Annotated in this window: 16 protein-coding genes; 15 read left to right on the top strand and 1 reads right to left on the bottom strand. The window is 64.4% G+C overall.

Translation table 11 applies throughout. The annotated features are described in order from the left end of the window. Positions 1-10: 10 nt before the first annotated feature. Complete coding sequence (gene map, locus F6X39_RS01870; protein WP_187615371.1) at positions 11-820, bottom strand: type I methionyl aminopeptidase; 810 nt, start codon at positions 818-820, stop codon at positions 11-13. Between the two features lie 557 nt (positions 821-1,377). Between map and rpsB the strand changes: the two genes are divergently transcribed. From rpsB to rnhB, 15 genes are all read left to right on the top strand, one after another. Continuing rightward, entirely contained in the window at positions 1,378-2,130 is a 753-nt protein-coding gene (gene rpsB, locus F6X39_RS01865) for a 30S ribosomal protein S2 (RefSeq protein WP_013089705.1), read from the top strand. Between the two features lie 218 nt (positions 2,131-2,348). Next, on the top strand, positions 2,349-3,230 hold the full coding sequence (gene tsf, locus F6X39_RS01860; protein ID WP_187615370.1) for a translation elongation factor Ts: 882 nt from the start codon (positions 2,349-2,351) through the stop codon (positions 3,228-3,230). Positions 3,231-3,452: 222 nt separating this feature from the next. Further along, entirely contained in the window at positions 3,453-4,166 is a 714-nt protein-coding gene (pyrH, locus tag F6X39_RS01855; protein ID WP_090800588.1) for a UMP kinase, read from the top strand. 97 nt (positions 4,167-4,263) lie between these two features. Next, complete coding sequence (frr, locus tag F6X39_RS01850) at positions 4,264-4,824, top strand: ribosome recycling factor (RefSeq protein WP_090800586.1); 561 nt, start codon at positions 4,264-4,266, stop codon at positions 4,822-4,824. 62 nt (positions 4,825-4,886) lie between these two features. Next, the gene (gene uppS / locus F6X39_RS01845) at positions 4,887-5,666 is read left to right on the top strand and encodes a polyprenyl diphosphate synthase (RefSeq protein ID WP_184022637.1); all 780 of its coding nucleotides are present in this window, start codon (positions 4,887-4,889) and stop codon (positions 5,664-5,666) included. After that, entirely contained in the window at positions 5,660-6,481 is an 822-nt protein-coding gene (locus tag F6X39_RS01840) for a phosphatidate cytidylyltransferase (RefSeq protein ID WP_187615368.1), read from the top strand. Before uppS ends, F6X39_RS01840 begins: the two co-directional genes overlap by 7 nt. Before the next feature lie 10 nt (positions 6,482-6,491). Continuing rightward, on the top strand, positions 6,492-7,697 hold the full coding sequence (locus tag F6X39_RS01835; RefSeq protein ID WP_187615366.1) for a 1-deoxy-D-xylulose-5-phosphate reductoisomerase: 1,206 nt from the start codon (positions 6,492-6,494) through the stop codon (positions 7,695-7,697). A 7-nt stretch (positions 7,698-7,704) separates the two neighbouring features. Continuing rightward, positions 7,705-9,099, top strand: a complete 1,395-nt coding sequence (gene rseP, locus F6X39_RS01830; protein ID WP_187615364.1) for an RIP metalloprotease RseP — start codon at positions 7,705-7,707, stop codon at positions 9,097-9,099. Positions 9,100-9,166: 67 nt separating this feature from the next. Next, positions 9,167-11,470, top strand: coding sequence for an outer membrane protein assembly factor BamA (gene bamA, locus F6X39_RS01825; protein WP_187615362.1), 2,304 nt, complete (start codon positions 9,167-9,169; stop codon positions 11,468-11,470). A gap of 89 nt (positions 11,471-11,559) precedes the next feature. Continuing rightward, positions 11,560-12,081 carry an OmpH family outer membrane protein gene (locus tag F6X39_RS01820; RefSeq protein WP_026225318.1) on the top strand — a complete coding sequence of 174 codons (522 nt, stop codon included), beginning with the start codon at positions 11,560-11,562 and terminating at the stop codon, positions 12,079-12,081. A gap of 142 nt (positions 12,082-12,223) precedes the next feature. After that, positions 12,224-13,336 carry a UDP-3-O-(3-hydroxymyristoyl)glucosamine N-acyltransferase gene (lpxD, locus tag F6X39_RS01815; protein WP_184066166.1) on the top strand — a complete coding sequence of 371 codons (1,113 nt, stop codon included), beginning with the start codon at positions 12,224-12,226 and terminating at the stop codon, positions 13,334-13,336. A 186-nt stretch (positions 13,337-13,522) separates the two neighbouring features. After that, positions 13,523-13,987 carry a 3-hydroxyacyl-ACP dehydratase FabZ gene (gene fabZ / locus F6X39_RS01810; protein ID WP_006048683.1) on the top strand — a complete coding sequence of 155 codons (465 nt, stop codon included), beginning with the start codon at positions 13,523-13,525 and terminating at the stop codon, positions 13,985-13,987. Between the two features lie 100 nt (positions 13,988-14,087). Continuing rightward, positions 14,088-14,876: an acyl-ACP--UDP-N-acetylglucosamine O-acyltransferase gene (gene lpxA / locus F6X39_RS01805; RefSeq protein ID WP_184056892.1), complete on the top strand. Its 789-nt coding sequence runs from the start codon at positions 14,088-14,090 to the stop codon at positions 14,874-14,876. Positions 14,877-14,879: 3 nt separating this feature from the next. Further along, positions 14,880-16,049 (top strand): lipid-A-disaccharide synthase, encoded by a 1,170-nt coding sequence (lpxB, locus tag F6X39_RS01800; protein WP_187615360.1) that lies wholly within the window; start codon positions 14,880-14,882, stop codon positions 16,047-16,049. Next, on the top strand, positions 16,046-16,795 hold the full coding sequence (gene rnhB / locus F6X39_RS01795; RefSeq protein ID WP_187615358.1) for a ribonuclease HII: 750 nt from the start codon (positions 16,046-16,048) through the stop codon (positions 16,793-16,795). The genes lpxB and rnhB overlap by 4 nt, the downstream gene beginning before the upstream one ends. The last annotated feature ends 76 nt before the right edge of the window (positions 16,796-16,871 follow it).

Here is a 16,871-nt window from a genome sequence, read left to right as displayed (position 1 = left end):
TCGGAATCGGTCAGGCCGTGGCCGCGACCACGGGCGGACGCGCGGGCGTGCCGGCCGACACGGTCAGCACGTCGTGGCCGGTCTCGGTGACGAGCACCGTGTGCTCCCACTGCGCGGACAGGCTGCGGTCCTTGGTCTTGACGGTCCACTGGTCGGGCATCGTGCGGATGTCACGGCGGCCGGCGTTGATCATCGGCTCGATCGTGAAGATCATACCGGCCTGCAGTTCGAACCCGGTGCCGGGGCGACCGTAGTGCAGGATCTGCGGATCTTCGTGGAATACGGTGCCGATGCCGTGTCCGCAATATTCGCGCACCACGCTGTAGCCGAGGCCTTCGGCGTGCTTCTGGATCGCATAGCCGATGTCGCCGAGGTGCGCGCCGGGTCGCACCTGGTCGATGCCGAGCCACATGCATTCGAAAGTGGCTTGCACGAGGCGCTTTGCCATGATCGACCCTTCGCCGACGATGAACATGCGGCTCGTGTCGCCGAAATAGCCGTCCTTGATCACGGTGACGTCGATGTTCAGCGCGTCGCCGGTTTTGAGCGCCTTGTCGCCCGGAATGCCGTGGCAGATCACGTCGTTGACGGAAATGCAGGTGGCTTTCGGGTAGGGCGGGTAGCCGGGCGGCTGGTAATTCAGCGGCGCGGGGACCGTGCCCTGGTCCTTCAGCATGTATTCGTGACACAGACGGTCGAGCTCGCCAGTGGTGACGCCGGCCTTGACGAACGGCGTGATGTAGTCGAGCACTTCGCTCGCGAGCCGGCAGGCGACGCGCATCTTCGCGATATCGTCTTCGTTTTTGATGGTGATAGCCATGGTTTCCTCGGAAGCCTTGCTGGATAAGGCTTGCTGGGTGTTGCGGTGGCCGGGCGGAGGGGCGTCTGCCGGGCACGGAATGCCGGTCGATCCTTAACGATCCCTCGCGCGTGGCGGAATCGAGCCATTTTACAGCAGTGGGGGCCGGGTCGTTGCGCTGGATCGGCCGGCAATGGGCTAAAAGCGACCAGAATCGGCTAATTGGCGGCCCAAAGGACGCCAGGCCGGGCTTCGGGCCCAGCGGCGCGGTCCCGTGCGTAGGGTCATCGGCCGCTGGTCGGGCTGGTTGAGTCGGTCGGTCGTCGCGTGCTATACTCTTTGGCTAAGTCGGTCCTAGTCCGCTTTTATTCGCGAGTCCGCAAATTCGCGCATGGCAGCTGGGCGGAGCGGCTTCTCGCGGCACTCCGGTTGTTGGGTGTCGTGAGTGAGAGAAAGTCGTGTCAGGCAACCAATTCGCAAGCCGGCGCACCCAGGGTGTCGTCGCGTTCCAGCCAAGGTAGAGGCGGGCGCGGCCGATACGGCAGCCGGTTTAAGACCCAACCCTCGTGGAGAATTTCATGGCAGTTACGATGCGTCAAATGCTGGAAGCAGGTGTCCACTTCGGTCACCAGACCCGCTTCTGGAACCCGAAGATGGCCCCCTTCATTTTCGGTCATCGCAACAAGATTCACATCATCAACCTCGAAAAGACGCTGCCGATGTACAACGACGCGCTGAAGTACGCGCGTCAGCTGGCATCGAACCGCGGCACGATCCTGTTCGTCGGTACGAAGCGTCAATCGCGTGACACGATCGCCCAGGAAGCGCAGCGCGCTGGTATGCCGTTCGTGAACGCGCGCTGGCTCGGCGGCATGCTGACCAACTTCAAGACGCTGAAGGTTTCGATCAAGCGCCTGAAGGACATGGAAGCGGCGCTGGAAGCCGGTGAAACCGAGCGCATGAGCAAGAAGGAAGCGCTTCTGTTCGAACGTGAAATGGCCAAGCTGCAGAAGTCGATCGGCGGCGTGAAGGACATGGGCGGCATTCCGGACGCGATCTTCGTGGTTGACGTCGGCTACCACAAGATTGCCGTGACCGAAGCAAACAAGCTCGGCATTCCGGTCATCGCCGTGGTCGATACGAACCACTCGCCGGAAGGTGTGGACTACGTGATCCCGGGTAACGACGACGCCAGCAAGGCCGTCGCCCTGTACGCGGCTGGCGTGGCCGATGCGATCCTCGAAGGCCGTGCCAACGCGGTCAACGAAGTGGTCCAGGCTGCGCGTGGCGGCGACGGCGACGAGTTCGTCGAGGTCAACCCGGAAGCGTAAGGCTGCCCAGTGTCCGGCATAAAAGGGGGCTTTCTACAGGCCCCCTTTTTTTAAGTCGCGACGTCTATGACAGTTGTTGTAACGGGCATCTGGCAGAGTGCTCGGGGCGACGTGAGGCGCGTCGCTCGCAAAAAATACGCGAAAACGCTGAAACGAATTCCTGTCGCCGGCATCGAAATGCGGGCGGCGTGTGACAGACAGAACTCAAGGAGCAAATGATGGCGGCAATTACCGCAAGCATGGTTGCAGAACTGCGCGCGAAGACCGACGCGCCGATGATGGAATGCAAGAAGGCGCTGACGGAAGCCGACGGCGATCTGGCGCGCGCTGAAGAACTGCTGCGCGTGAAGCTCGGCAACAAGGCGAGCAAGGCGGCATCGCGCGTGACGGCCGAAGGCGTCGTCGCATCGTTCATCAACGGCAACGCTGGTTCGCTCGTCGAGCTGAACTGCGAAACCGACTTCGTCTCGAAGAACGACGACTTCCTCGCGTTCTCGAAGCAGATCGCCGAACTCGTCGCGACGCAAAACCCGGCTGACGTTGCGGCGCTGTCAGCCCTGCCGGTCGACGGCCAAACCGTCGACGCAGTGCGCCTCGCGCTGGTCGGCAAGATCGGCGAAAACCTGTCGATTCGCCGTTTCGTGCGCTTCGACACCGCGAACAAGCTGGCGGCGTACCTGCACGGCACGCGCATCGGCGTGCTGGTCGAGTACACCGGCGCGGACGAGCAGGTCGGCAAGGACGTGGCGATGCACATCGCTGCGATGAAGCCGGTCTCGCTGTCGTCGGACGACGTGCCGGCGGACCTGATCGCCAAGGAACGCAGCATCGCTGAACAGAAGGCCGCCGAATCGGGCAAGCCGGCTGAAATCGTCGCGAAGATGGTCGACGGCAGCGTGCAGAAGTACCTGAAGGAAGTGTCGCTGCTGAACCAGACGTTCGTGAAGAACGACAAGCAGACGATCGAGCAGATGCTGAAGGCGGGCAACTCGAGCGTGCAGAAGTTCGCGCTGTTCGTGGTCGGCGAAGGCATCGAGAAGAAGCAGGACGACTTCGCAGCGGAAGTGGCCGCCCAGGTCGCTGCTGCAAAGCAACAATAAGCGTTACCCAAGCTTCACCGCCGTACCGTTTGGACCCGCGGCGAGGCAAGACCTCGCCGCGGTCGGCAGCGCCGCAAGGCCGCGCACGAGTTGACCCTCGCCGCGCGGCCGCCGCTGGCGAACCTCAGGGTTCGCCAATTTGGCGGTGCTTGCCCGAATCAGCATTTCACCCCTACATTAGTCCCTTGTTGTTGCCCTGTTCTGCGCGATCTGGATACCCCTATGCCCACTGCCTATAAACGCGTCCTGCTCAAACTCTCCGGTGAAGCTCTGATGGGCGACGATGCCTTCGGCATCAATCGCGGAACCATCGAACGAATGGTGGCGGACGTGGCCGAAGTGGTCCGTCTCGGAACGCAACTGGCCGTGGTGATCGGCGGCGGCAATATTTTTCGCGGCGTCGCGGGCGGTGCGGCGGGTATGGACCGCGCAACGGCCGACTACATGGGTATGCTCGCCACGATGATGAACGCGCTGGCGCTGCAGGACGCGATGCGTCACGCCGGCATCGAGGCGCGCGTGCAATCGGCGCTGCGCATGGACCAGGTCGTCGAGCCGTACATCCGGCCCCGCGCGATCCGCCAGCTCGAGGAAGGCAAGGTCGTGATCTTCGCGGCCGGCACCGGCAACCCGTTCTTCACGACCGACACGGCCGCTGCATTGCGCGGCGCGGAAATCGGCGCGGAAGTGGTGCTGAAGGCGACCAAGGTGGACGGCGTCTATTCGGCCGATCCGAAGAAGGATTCGAGCGCGACCCGCTACAGCACGATCAGCTTCGACGAGGCAATCGGCCGCAATCTGCAGGTGATGGACGCGACGGCTTTCGCTCTGTGCCGCGACCAGAAGCTGCCGATCCGCGTGTTTTCGATCGTCAAACCCGGTGCGCTCAAGCGCATCGTGCTAGGCGAGGACGAGGGCACCCTCGTCCACGTGTAAACTTCGTTTACATTACGTGGGCTTTGACGCGAGCCCGGGCCGCTGCATCGCGCGTGCCGGGCGGCTCGCACCGTTTTGAAGGTTCGGAGGTTTAAAAATGTCTGTGGCTGATATCAGGAAGGGCGCTGAACAGAAGATGCAGCGCTCCATCGACGCGTTCAGGAACGACCTGTCGAAGATCCGCACGGGCCGTGCGCACACGGGCCTGCTCGATCATATCCAGTGCGACTACTATGGCTCGCCGGTGCCGATTTCGCAGGTCGCGAACCTGACGCTGATCGACGCGCGCACGATCGGCGTGCAGCCGTGGGAAAAGAAGATGGTCCAGGTCGTCGAAAAGGCGATCCGCGAGTCGGATCTCGGTCTGAACCCAGCTACCCATGGCGATGTGATCCGCGTACCGATGCCAGCGTTGACCGAAGAGCGTCGCCGCGAGCTGACCAAGGTCGTTCGCAGCGAAGCCGAAACGGCCAAGGTGGCCGTGCGCAACCTGCGCCGCGACGCCAACGAGCAACTGAAGAAGCTCGTCAAGGACAAGGAAATCTCGGAAGACGACGAGCGTCGTGCCGGTGACGACGTCCAGAAGCTGACGGACAAGTTCGTCGCCGAAATCGACAAGCTCGTCACAACGAAAGAAGCCGAGATCATGACGGTCTGACGCCGTTCGGCTCAGCACCTTCTGATTTCCACTTCTTTACTGGCATTACTGTCCCGACGGCCATGACCTATACCAGCTCAACCGTGCGCGTGCCTGAAGTCGCCGCGGTGCCGCGACATATCGCGATCATCATGGATGGCAACGGCCGTTGGGCCACGCAGCGGCGTCTGCCCCGCGTGGCGGGCCATACGCGCGGCGTCGACGCGGTGCGGGCGGCCGTCGAGGCGTGCGCGCGGCGGGGCGTCGAATATCTGACGCTGTTCGCGTTCAGCTCGGAGAACTGGCGCCGTCCGAACGAAGAGGTATCGTTCCTGATGCGCCTGTTCGTCACCGCGCTCGAGCGCGAGATCGGCAAGCTGCACGCGAACGGGATCCGTTTGCGCGTGGTCGGTGACCTCGAGCGTTTCGACGACAAGATCCGCGATCTGATCAAGCGCGCGGAAACCAAGACCGCGCGCAATACCCGTCTCACGCTGACCATCGCCGCGAACTACGGCGGGCGCTGGGACATCATGCAGGCCACCCGCAAGCTCGTCGAGCAAGCGGCGGCGGGCAAGCCGGTCGAGGTCAACGAGGACGCGTTCGCCGAGCACCTGTCGATGGCCTACGCACCCGAGCCGGACCTGTTCATCCGCACCGGCGGCGAGCGCCGCGTCAGCAACTTCCTGCTGTGGCAGCTTGCCTACACCGAGTTCTATTTCACCGACACGTTCTGGCCGGATTTCGACGCCGACGCGCTCGGTCACGCCATCGCTTCGTACACGGAGCGGGAACGCCGCTTCGGCCGCACCAGTGCTCAGCTCGAGCCGCAATCGCAGAACGTCGATTCGCTTCCATGCTAAAGACCCGTGTCATCACGGCGATCGTGTTGCTGGCAGTGTTCCTGCCTGTCACGCTGTTCGCGCCTGTCGGCGCATTCGGCGCGCTGATCGCTTTCGTCGTCGTGTTCGCCGCGTGGGAGTGGGCGCGCCTGCTGAAGCTCGGTGGCGCGGGTCCGGTGCTGTACGCGCTCGTCGCGGCACTCGGACTCGTCACCAGTACGCGGGTGGGCATCGGCACCGAGCCTGCGCGGCCGTTCTTCCAGGCGGCGGCGATTTTCTGGGTGATTGCCGGTCCATTCGTGCTGCTGCGCAAGCCCGTGCTCGCGCAGGGCGCGTGGCGCGCGTTTCTGTTTCTTGCCGGAATCGTCGGTTTCATCGCGTGCTGGCATGCTCTCGTCGCCGCGCGCATGCAGGGTGTGCCGTTCGTGCTGTCGCTGCTGCTATTGGTATGGCTCGCCGATATCGGCGCATACTTCTCCGGGAAGGCATTTGGCAAGCACAAGCTGGCGCCAGCGATCAGTCCGGGTAAAACCTGGGAGGGGGCGATCGGCGGCTGGCTGCTGGTCATGATCGTCGCGGCCGCGGCGATCTTTTTGCACGCGTTCGAGCCGACCCTGTATTCTGCGCTGCTGGCGCAACTGGGTGCGCTGCGCACGGTGCTCGCGCTGACCCTGCTGGTGGTTTTCAGCGTGGTCGGTGACCTGTTCGAATCGATGATGAAACGTCAGGCCGGCGTCAAAGACTCGAGCGGCCTGTTGCCGGGGCACGGCGGCGTGCTCGATCGCATCGACGCGTTGTTGCCGGTGCTGCCGCTCGCCATGCTGCTGCTCGGCTAGAGAAAGAGATATGCAAAAACGTCTGACATTGCTCGGTTCCACGGGCTCGATTGGAGACAGTACGCTCGACGTGGTCGCGCGTCATCCCGAGCGGTTTTCGATTTACGCGCTGAGCGCGCATCGCAACGGCGACAAGCTCGTCGGGCAATGCCTGCGCTTCGCGCCCGAAGTGGCGGTGGTCGGCGACGCCGACACGGCCGCGAAGGTCGCCGCGAAGCTGCGCGAAGCGGGCAGCAAGACCGAGGTCATGTACGGGCCGCAGGCGCTCGTCGACGTCGCGAAGGACGAGGGCTGCGACACGGTGGTCGCGGCGATCGTCGGCGCGGCCGGTCTCGCGCCGAGCCTTGCCGCGGCGCGCGCCGGCAAGCGCATCCTGCTCGCGAACAAGGAAGCGCTGGTGATGTCCGGCGCGATCTTCATGGACGCGGTGCGCGACCACGGCGCGGTGCTGCTGCCGGTCGACAGCGAACACAACGCGATTTTCCAATGCCTGCCGCGTGAAGCGTCGCTGCATGGCGGCGTTTCAAAGATCATCCTGACCGCATCGGGCGGCCCGTTCCGCACGCGCGAACCGGCCACGCTCGTCGACGTGACGCCTGACGAAGCCTGCAAGCATCCGAACTGGGTGATGGGCCGCAAGATCTCGGTCGACTCGGCCACGATGATGAACAAGGGCCTCGAAGTGATCGAGGCGCACTGGCTGTTCAACCTGCCCGGCGAGCGCATCGACGTCCTGATCCATCCGCAGAGCGTGATTCATTCGCTGGTGTCGTACGCGGACGGTTCGGTGCTCGCGCAGCTCGGCAACCCCGACATGCGCACGCCGATCGCGCACGCGCTCGCGTTTCCGGATCGCGTCGATTCCGGGGTCGCGCAGCTCGATCTCGCGGAGATCGCGTCGCTGTCGTTCGAAAAACCCGACTACGCGCGCTTCCCGTGCCTCGCGCTCGCCATGAAGGCGCTTGCGGAAGGCGGCGTCGCGAGCGCTGCGTTGAACGCCGCGAACGAGATCGCGGTGGAGGCATTTCTCGCGCGCCGCATCGGCTTCATGGCGATTGCCGAGACGGTCGACTCGGTGCTGAACGCGTTACCGAACCGCAGCGCGCACGCGCTCGACGACGTCATCGAAGCGGACGCCGCCGCGCGCCGAGCTGCTACCGAATTCATCGCGCGTCTGCCTGACGGCGCCCGTCGCACGGAACGCGCCGTCCAGTGAGGCGTTTATGAATCTGCTGATCGAACTGCTCGCTTTCGCGGTTGCGATTGGCGTACTCGTGGTAGTCCACGAGTACGGGCACTACAGCGTCGCCCGTCTGTGCGGCGTGAAGGTGCTGCGCTTCTCGATCGGCTTCGGCAAGCCGCTCGTTCAGTGGGTCAGTCCGAAGACGGGCACCGAGTGGACGATTGCCGCGCTGCCGCTCGGCGGCTACGTGAAGATGCTCGACGAGCGCGAGACCGGCCCCGGTTCGATTCCCGAAGCGGATCTGCCGCATGCGTTCAACCGCCAGTCGGTGTGGCGGCGCTTCGCGATCGTCGCGGCCGGTCCGGTCGCGAATTTCCTGCTCGCGATCGTGCTGTTCGCGCTCGTGTTCGCAACTGGCGTGACCGAACCGGCCGCCGTGATCGCGACACCCGCGCCGAGCACGCCGGCCGCGCTGGCGGGCTTCGAGGGCGGCGAGACCATCGTCGGTGTGCGCACCGGCCATAGCGATGAGACCGAGCCGGTGCGGTCGTGGTCGGATCTGCGCTGGAAGCTGCTCGGCGCCGCGTTCGATCAGCAGCGCATCGTGCTCAGTGCAAAAGACGCGCACGGCACCTCCGATTTTCCGATGGACCTGCGCGGCCTCGGCGAGAAAGACGTCGACGACGATCTGATGTCGCGCCTCGGCTTCGAGCCCGGCGGCGGCAAGCTGACGGTGGCGGGCGTGCAGGCGGGCAGCGCCGCGCAAAAGGCGGGGCTCGTCGCCGGCGACCGGCTGCGCGCGATCAATGGCACGCCGACCGATAATGCCTCGGCCTTCATCGCTTTTGTAAAATCGCACGCCGGCGTGCCGGTCACGCTGCGGGTGGAGCGCGGGGGGCGTGGCGGTCATGCGGCGGGCGCGCTCGAAGAAATCACCATCGTGCCACAGCTGCAGCGCGATGCGGCGAGCGGGCAGCAGATCGGCCGCATCGGCGCGGAACTGGCGACCCAGGTGCCGTCGATCGACGTGCGCTACGGGCCGCTCGAGAGCCTCCACCTCGGCGCGCGCCGTACCTGGGATCTCGCGGTGTACTCGGTCAGGATGTTCGGCCGGATGATCGTCGGCGAGGCATCGCTGAAGAATCTGTCCGGTCCGGTGACGATCGCCGACTACGCGGGAAAGAGCGCACGTCTGGGTCCTGCCGCGTTTCTGTCGTTCCTGGCCCTTGTCAGCATTAGCCTCGGCGTGCTGAACCTGCTACCAATTCCGGTATTGGATGGGGGTCATCTGTTATATTATTTGGTTGAAGCTGTGACCGGTAAAGTTGTCTCCGATCGCTGGCAACTCGTTTTTCAGAGGGCGGGGCTTGCCTGCATCGTCGCGTTGTCGGCGATTGCGCTGTTCAACGATCTGGCTCGTTTAATCCATTTTTAAAGTGTCCGGCGGCGTTCACGAGGGCGGCCGCCAGGCCTGATGCAGCTATACATACTGGGGAAGCACGTTGTTCAAACCTCATCGCTTTGGTCCAAAGACGGTTGTAGCCGCGGCGTTCGCCGCGCATGGGCTGGTTGCTCACGCAACGACGCCCTTCGTGGTGCAAGACATTCGCATTGAGGGATTGCAACGCGTCGAACCGGGCACGGTGTTCGCGTACCTGCCCATCAAGCAAGGCGATACCTTTTCCGACGACAAGGCGTCCGAAGCGATTCGCGCGCTGTATGCGACGGGCTTCTTCAACGACGTCAAGATCGCGACCGAAGGCAACGTGGTGGTCGTGCAGGTGCAAGAGCGCCCGGCCATCGGCACGATCGACTTCGCCGGTATCCACGAGTTCGACAAGGACAACCTGATCAAGGCGCTGCGCGCGGTCGGGCTGTCGCAAGGCCGCTACTTCGACAAGGCCCTCGTCGACAAGGCCGAGCAGGAACTGAAGCGCCAGTATCTGACGCGCGGTTTTTACGCGGCTGAAGTCACCACGACGATCACGCCGATCGACCGCAACCGCGTCGGCATCCTGTTCTCGGTGGCCGAAGGTCCGAGCGCGAAGATCCGTCAGATCAACTTCATCGGCAACAAGACATTCAGCACCGGCACGCTGCGCGACGAAATGCAGCTGTCCACGCCGAACTGGTTCTCGTGGTACACGAAGAACGACCTGTACGCGAAAGACAAGCTCACCGGCGACCTCGAGAACGTCCGCTCGTACTACCTGAACCGCGGCTATCTCGAGTTCAGCATCGAATCGACCCAGGTGTCGATTTCGCCGGACAAGAAGGACATGTACCTGACGGTCACGCTGCATGAAGGTCAGCCGTACACGATTTCGAACATCCGCCTCGCCGGCAATCTGCTCGACCGCGAAGCGGAACTGAGGAAGCTGATCAAGATCAAGCCGGGCGACCGCTTCTCGGCCGAAAAGCTGCAGGCGACCACGAAGGCGATCGTCGACAAGCTCGGCGAGTACGGCTACGCGTTCGCGACCGTCAATGCACAGCCGCAGATCGACCAGAACAACCACACCGTCGACCTGACGCTTCAGGTCGACCCGAGCCGTCGCGTGTACGTGCGCCGCATCAACGTGGTCGGCAACACGCGCACGCGCGACGAAGTGGTGCGCCGCGAAATGCGCCAGCTCGAAAGCTCGTGGTTCGATTCGAACCGCCTCGCGCTGTCGAAGGACCGTATCAACCGTCTCGGCTACTTCACCGACGTCGACGTGACCACGGTGCCGGTCGAAGGCACGCCCGACCAGGTCGACATCGACGTGAAGGTCGCCGAAAAACCGACCGGCGCGATCACGCTTGGCGCGGGCTTCTCATCGACGGACAAGGTGGTGCTGTCGGCGGGTATCTCGCAGGACAACGTGTTCGGCTCCGGCACGAGCCTCGCGGTGAACATCAATACCGCGAAGACGTACCGTACGCTGACGGTCACGCAGGTCGACCCGTACTTCACGGTGGACGGCATCAAGCGGATCACCGACGTCTACTACCGCACGTACCAGCCGCTGTACTACTCGACCGATTCGAGCTTCAAGATCGTCACGATTGGCGGTGACCTGAAGTTCGGCATTCCGTTCTCCGAAGTCGACACGGTGTTTTTCGGCGTCGGCTTCGAGCAGAACCAGCTCGACATCGACTCGAATACGCCGCAAAGCTATATCGACTACGTGAACCAGTTCGGCCGCGTGTCGAACAACGTACCGCTGACGGTCGGTTGGTCGCGCGACGCGCGTGACAGCGCGCTGGTGCCGAGCCGCGGCTACTTCACGCAGGCGAACGCCGAGTACGGCACGCCGGTCGGGGGCACGCAGTACTACAAGGCCGACATCAACGCGCAGTACTATTACTCGTTCGCGCGTGGCTTCGTGCTGGGCTTCAACTTCCAGGGCGGCTACGGTAACGGCCTCGGCGGCAAGCCTTATCCGATCTTCAAGAACTACTTCGCCGGCGGTATCGGTTCGGTGCGCGGCTACGAGCCGAGCTCGCTCGGTCCGCGAGACGCGAAGACCAACGACCCGATCGGCGGCTCGAAGCTGCTAGTCGGCAATATCGAGCTCACGTTCCCGCTGCCGGGCACGGGCTACGATCGCACGCTGCGTGTGTTCACGTTCCTCGACGCCGGTAACGTGTGGGGAACGGAAGGTAACAGCATCGGCGCAAATGGCCTGCGTTACGGCTACGGTGTGGGTCTCGCGTGGATCTCGCCGATCGGCCCGCTCAAGTTGAGCCTTGGCTTCCCGCTCACGAAGCACACTGGCGACCAGTACCAGAAGTTCCAGTTCCAGATCGGGACGGCGTTCTGATCGGGCGGCGGGTGTTCCCGGCGGCCGGCGTTGCCGGCGGCCGGCTGCGGCGGCGGACCCGGCCAAACTACAGTATCGAGAGGATGACTTTGCTAACCGGTATGTTTTCGAAACGTGTAGCGTGCGCATTGGCGCTGGCAATGACCCTCGGGGTCGGCATGGCGCACGCGCAGGAGGCGAGGATCGCCGCGGTGAATTCCGACCGCATCCTGCGCGAATCGGCGGCGGCGAAAGCCGCGCAGCTGAAGCTCGAGGCCGAATTCGCGAAGCGGGACAAGGATCTCGCCGACATGGCGCAAAAGCTCAAGTCGATGTCCGATGCACTCGACAAGAATGGCGCGACAATGTCAGCGACCGATCGCGCGCAAAAGCAGCGCGACCTGTCGCAGCTCGACTCGGACTTCCAACGCAAGCAGCGTGAGTTCCGCGAAGACCTGAACCAGCGCCGCAACGAGGAACTCGCGGCGGTGCTCGATCGCGCGAACAAGGTCATCAAGCAGATCGCCGAAACGCAGCACTACGATCTGATCGTTCAGGAAGCGGTGTACGTGAGCCCGCGCATCGATATCACCGACCAGGTGCTGAAGGCACTTGCGGCATCGGGCAACTGAGGGCAACTAAGGGCAATGAGGGCGACTGAGGGCGGCGCACGGTCGCCCCGCACGCCTCGGCGCGCGCCCTCGCAATGATTTGAATGGGACCAGAGTAAGCGCTAAAGCGCCAACTCTGGTCGACATTGGAGACAGGATAGGCATGGCATTTACGCTCGAGGACATCGTCCAGCGGTTCGGCGGTGAAGTAGTCGGTAACGGGGCGCAGCGCGTGAGCAGTCTTGCGCCGCTCGACCAGGCCGGCCCGGACCAGTTGGCGTTCCTCGCCAATCCGAAGTATCTGTCGCAGGTCGAAACGACCCGCGCCGGCGCAGTGCTGATCAATGCCGGCGACCTTGCGAAGCTCGCCTCGCGCGAAGCTCGAAACTTCATCGTCACGCCGAATCCCTACGCTTACTTTGCGCGCATCGCGCAAACCTTCATCGACCTGGCCGCGCCGAGGGCGGTCCCTGGCGTGCATCCGAGCGCAACCGTCGATCCTTCCGCCCAGGTCGCCGCGAGCGCGGTGATCGGTCCGCGTGTCACCGTGGAAGCGGGCGCAGTGATCGGCGAGCACGCGCGGCTCGACGCCAACGTCGTAATCGGCCGCGGCACCCGCGTCGGGGCGAACTCACATCTGTATCCGAACGTGACCGTGTACCACGGGTGCAAGCTCGGCGAGCGCGTGATCGTCCACGCGGGCGCGGTGATCGGCTCGGACGGCTTCGGCTTCGCGCCCGACTTCGTCGGCGAGGGCGACGCACGCACCGGCAGTTGGGTCAAGATTCCGCAGGTCGGCGGCGTGTCGATCGCGAACGACGTCGAAATCGGCGCGAACACCACGATCGACCGCGGCGCGATGGCCGACACGATCATCGAGGAGTGCGTGAAGATCGACAACCTCGTGCAGATTGGCCACAACTGCAAGGTCGGCGCCTACACGGTGATCGCGGGCTGCGCGGGCATCGCGGGCAGCACGACCATCGGCCGTCATTGCATGATCGGCGGCGCGGTCGGCATTGCCGGACACGTGACGCTCGCCGATTACGTGATCGTCACCGCAAAGTCGGGCGTGTCGAAGTCGCTGCTGAAGCCCGGCATGTACACGAGCGCGTTCCCGGCCGTGAACCACGCGGACTGGAACAAAAGCGCCGCGCTGCTGCGCAATATCGACAAGCTTCGCGATCGCATCAAAGCGCTGGAGAACGCCACCGTCGACAAAGCCGGCAATGCCACTGACGGCGCCGCAGGTCAACCCGCAGGCAACAAGATCTGACAGTTATCCCGGCGACCCATCCGCACCGCGTAAAATAGTGGTCGAGCATCATGAAGCAAAGCCGGTGGCCGTGACCGGGTGGCACGACCACCGGTCATCAGAGGCGCCGGTCGTGCGCGTTTTCAACCCACCTGCACCCAGCATCCGCAGTCATCATCGCGCAGTCAATGCGTGAGCAGAAACACCATGAGCACCGAAAAAATCAATCTCGACATTCATAAGATTCTCACGCTGCTGCCGCATCGTTATCCGATCCTGCTGGTCGACCGGGTGCTCGAACTCGAACCGCACAAGAGCATCAAAGCGTTGAAGAACGTGTCGATCAATGAGCCGTATTTCCAGGGACATTTCCCGACGCGGCCGGTGATGCCAGGCGTGCTGATCCTCGAAGCCCTCGCGCAGACCGCGGCGCTGCTGACGTTCTCGGAAGAGCCGAGCGATCCGTCGAACACGCTGTACCTGTTCGTCGGCATCGACAACGCGCGCTTCAAGCGCGTGGTGGAACCGGGCGATCAGCTGATCCTGAACTGCACGTTCGAGCGTCACATGCGCGGCATCTGGAAGTTCAAGGCGCGCGCCGAAGTGGATGGCGTCGTCGCGGCGGAAGCCGATCTGATGTGCGCGGTGCGCCACACGGACAAAGACGCGTAAAGCCCGCGTCGGGGCAGGTCGCGGCGCGGCAAGGCGCGCGCGCGGCGGCCCTGACGGCAAGGCCATCCACACAACGCAACAGAATCAGAAGCGAGGACGCATGAGCAGGATCCATCCCACCGCGATCATCGAAGCGGGCGCGCAGCTGGACGAATCCGTCGAAGTCGGGCCCTATGCGGTGATCGGCGCACACGTGACGATCGGTGCGCGCAGCACGGTCGGCTCGCACAGCGTGATCGAAGGCTATACCACGCTCGGCGAAGACAACCGCATCGGCCATTACGCATCGGTCGGCGGACGTCCGCAGGACATGAAGTACCAGGACGAGCCGACCAGGCTCGTGATCGGCAACCGCAACATGATCCGCGAGTTTACGACGATCCACACCGGCACGGTGCAGGACGCGGGCGTCACCACGCTCGGCGACGACAACTGGATCATGGCCTACGTGCACATCGGTCACGACTGCCACGTCGGCAACAACGTGATCCTGTCGAGCAACGCGCAGATGGCCGGTCACGTGACTATCGGCGACTACGCGATCATCGGCGGCATGTCGGGCGTGCATCAGTTCGTGCGCATCGGTGCGCATTCGATGCTCGGCGGCGCGTCGGCGCTCGTGCAGGACGTGCCGCCGTACGTGATCGCCGCGGGCAACAAGGCCGAGCCGCACGGCATCAACGTCGAAGGGCTGCGCCGCCGCGGCTTCTCGGCCGACGCGATCTCGGTGCTGCGCACCGCGTATCGCGTGCTGTACAAGAACGGCCTGTCGCTCGAAGAAGCGAAGGTGCAACTGAAGGAACTCGGTTCGGCCGGCGGTGACGGCGACGCCCCGGTGCAGACGCTGCTCGCGTTCGTCGAAGCGTCGCAGCGCGGCATCATCCGCTAACCGATGACGTTGCAACCCAGTCCGCTGCGCGTCGCGATGGTGGCCGGCGAGCCGTCCGGCGACCTGCTCGCCGCGTCGCTGCTCGACGGCCTCGCCAGCCGGTTGCCGGCCGCCACGCAGTACTACGGCATCGGCGGTCCGCGCATGATCGCCGCGGGCTTCGACGCCCACTGGCCGATGGAAAAGCTGACGGTGCGCGGCTATGTCGAAGCACTGCGGCACATTCCTGAAATCCTCGGTATCCGCAACGAGCTCAAGCGTCAGCTGCTCGCCGAACCGCCGTCCGTGTTCGTCGGCGTCGACGCGCCCGACTTCAATTTCGGGCTCGAGCACGCACTGCGCGACGCCGGCATTCCGACCGTGCACTTCGTCTGCCCGTCCATCTGGGCGTGGCGTGGCGGGCGCGTCAAGAAGATCGCCAAGGCCGTCGACCACATGCTGTGCGTGTTCCCGTTCGAAACCGCGCTGCTCGAAAAGGCGGGTGTCGCGGCGTCGTACGTCGGGCATCCGCTGGCCGATCAGATCCCGCTCGAACCCGACACCCTCGGTGCGCGCCGCGCACTCGGTCTCGCGGAAAGCGGGCCGGTGATCGCGGTGCTGCCGGGCAGCCGGCGCTCCGAGATCGACCTGATCGGTCCGACGTTCTTCGCGGCGATGGAGATGATGCAGCACCAGGAACCCAGCGTGCGCTTCGTGATGCCGGCGGCGACGCCCGCGTTGCGCGCGTTGCTGCAGCCGCTCGTCGATGCACATCCGGGCCTCGCGCTGACCATCACCGAAGGCCAGTCGCAACTCGCGATGACCGCCGCCGACGCGATTCTCGTGAAGAGCGGCACCGTCACGCTCGAAGCCGCGCTGCTGAAAAAGCCGATGGTGATTTCGTACAAGGTGCCTTGGCTGACCGGCCAGATCATGCGCCGCCAGGGCTATCTGCCGTACGTCGGCCTGCCGAACATCCTGGCCGGGCGTTTCGTGGTGCCGGAGATCCTGCAGCACTTCGCGACGCCGCAGGCGCTCGCCGAGGCGACGCTGAAACAGTTGCGCGACGAGGCGAACCGGCGCACGCTGAAGGAAATCTTCACGGAGATGCATCACGTGCTGAAGCAGAACACCGCGCAGCGCGCGGCCGAAGTCGTGGCGAGCGTCGTCGAGCAGCGGGCGGGGCGGCCATGACCGCCGCGCGCGCGCCTCGCCGGAAGATCGCGGCCACCGTTCGGGTAGTGGCGCAAGCCGGCCTGAACTTCGAGAGCGCCGACGACATCGTCTGCGGCGTCGACGAGGCAGGGCGCGGACCGCTGGCCGGTCCGGTCGTCGCGGCGGCGGTGATTTTCGATCCCGCCAAACCGATGATCCGCGGCCTCGACGATTCCAAGGCGCTGAGCGCACTCAAGCGCGAAGCGCTGTACGACAAGATCGTCGAGCGTGCGCTCGCGTACTGCATCGCGTCGGCGACAGTCGAGGAAATCGATTCGCTGAACATCCTGCACGCCACCATGCTCGCGATGAAGCGCGCGGTCGAGGGCCTGTCGGTCGTGCCGACGCTCGTGAAGATCGACGGCAACCGTTGCCCGACGCTCAGCATCCGTAGCGAGGCGGTGATCGGCGGCGACGCGCTCGTGAAGAGCATCTCGGCGGCGTCGATTCTCGCGAAGGTCACGCGCGACCGCATGCTGGTCGAACTGCACCAGGCGTATCCGGTGTACGGCTTCGACGCGCATGCCGGTTATGGCACGCCGCAGCATCTCGCGGCGCTGCTCGCGCATGGGCCGTGCGAACATCATCGGCGGTCGTTCGCGCCGGTGCGCGAAGCGCATCTGCGGTTCGGCACAGGCGTGCCGTTGCCGCCGGCGGACGCCGTCGTCGTGGCCGACGCGCTGCTGCTCGACGGCGATGCGTTCGGCGAAGCCGGCTTCGCGTGACCGACCCCATCAGCGCGGCTCGAGCGCGCTGCGCGCTTGCGTGCCGCCGATTAGCCACTGATTCCTTTTCCATTTC

The organism is Paraburkholderia sp. UCT2 (genome assembly GCF_014397665.1).
GTDB classification, from domain to species: domain Bacteria; phylum Pseudomonadota; class Gammaproteobacteria; order Burkholderiales; family Burkholderiaceae; genus Paraburkholderia; species Paraburkholderia tuberum.
The sequence above is the reverse complement of the archived record's forward strand: the minus strand, read 5'-3'. Positions and strand labels throughout refer to the sequence as shown.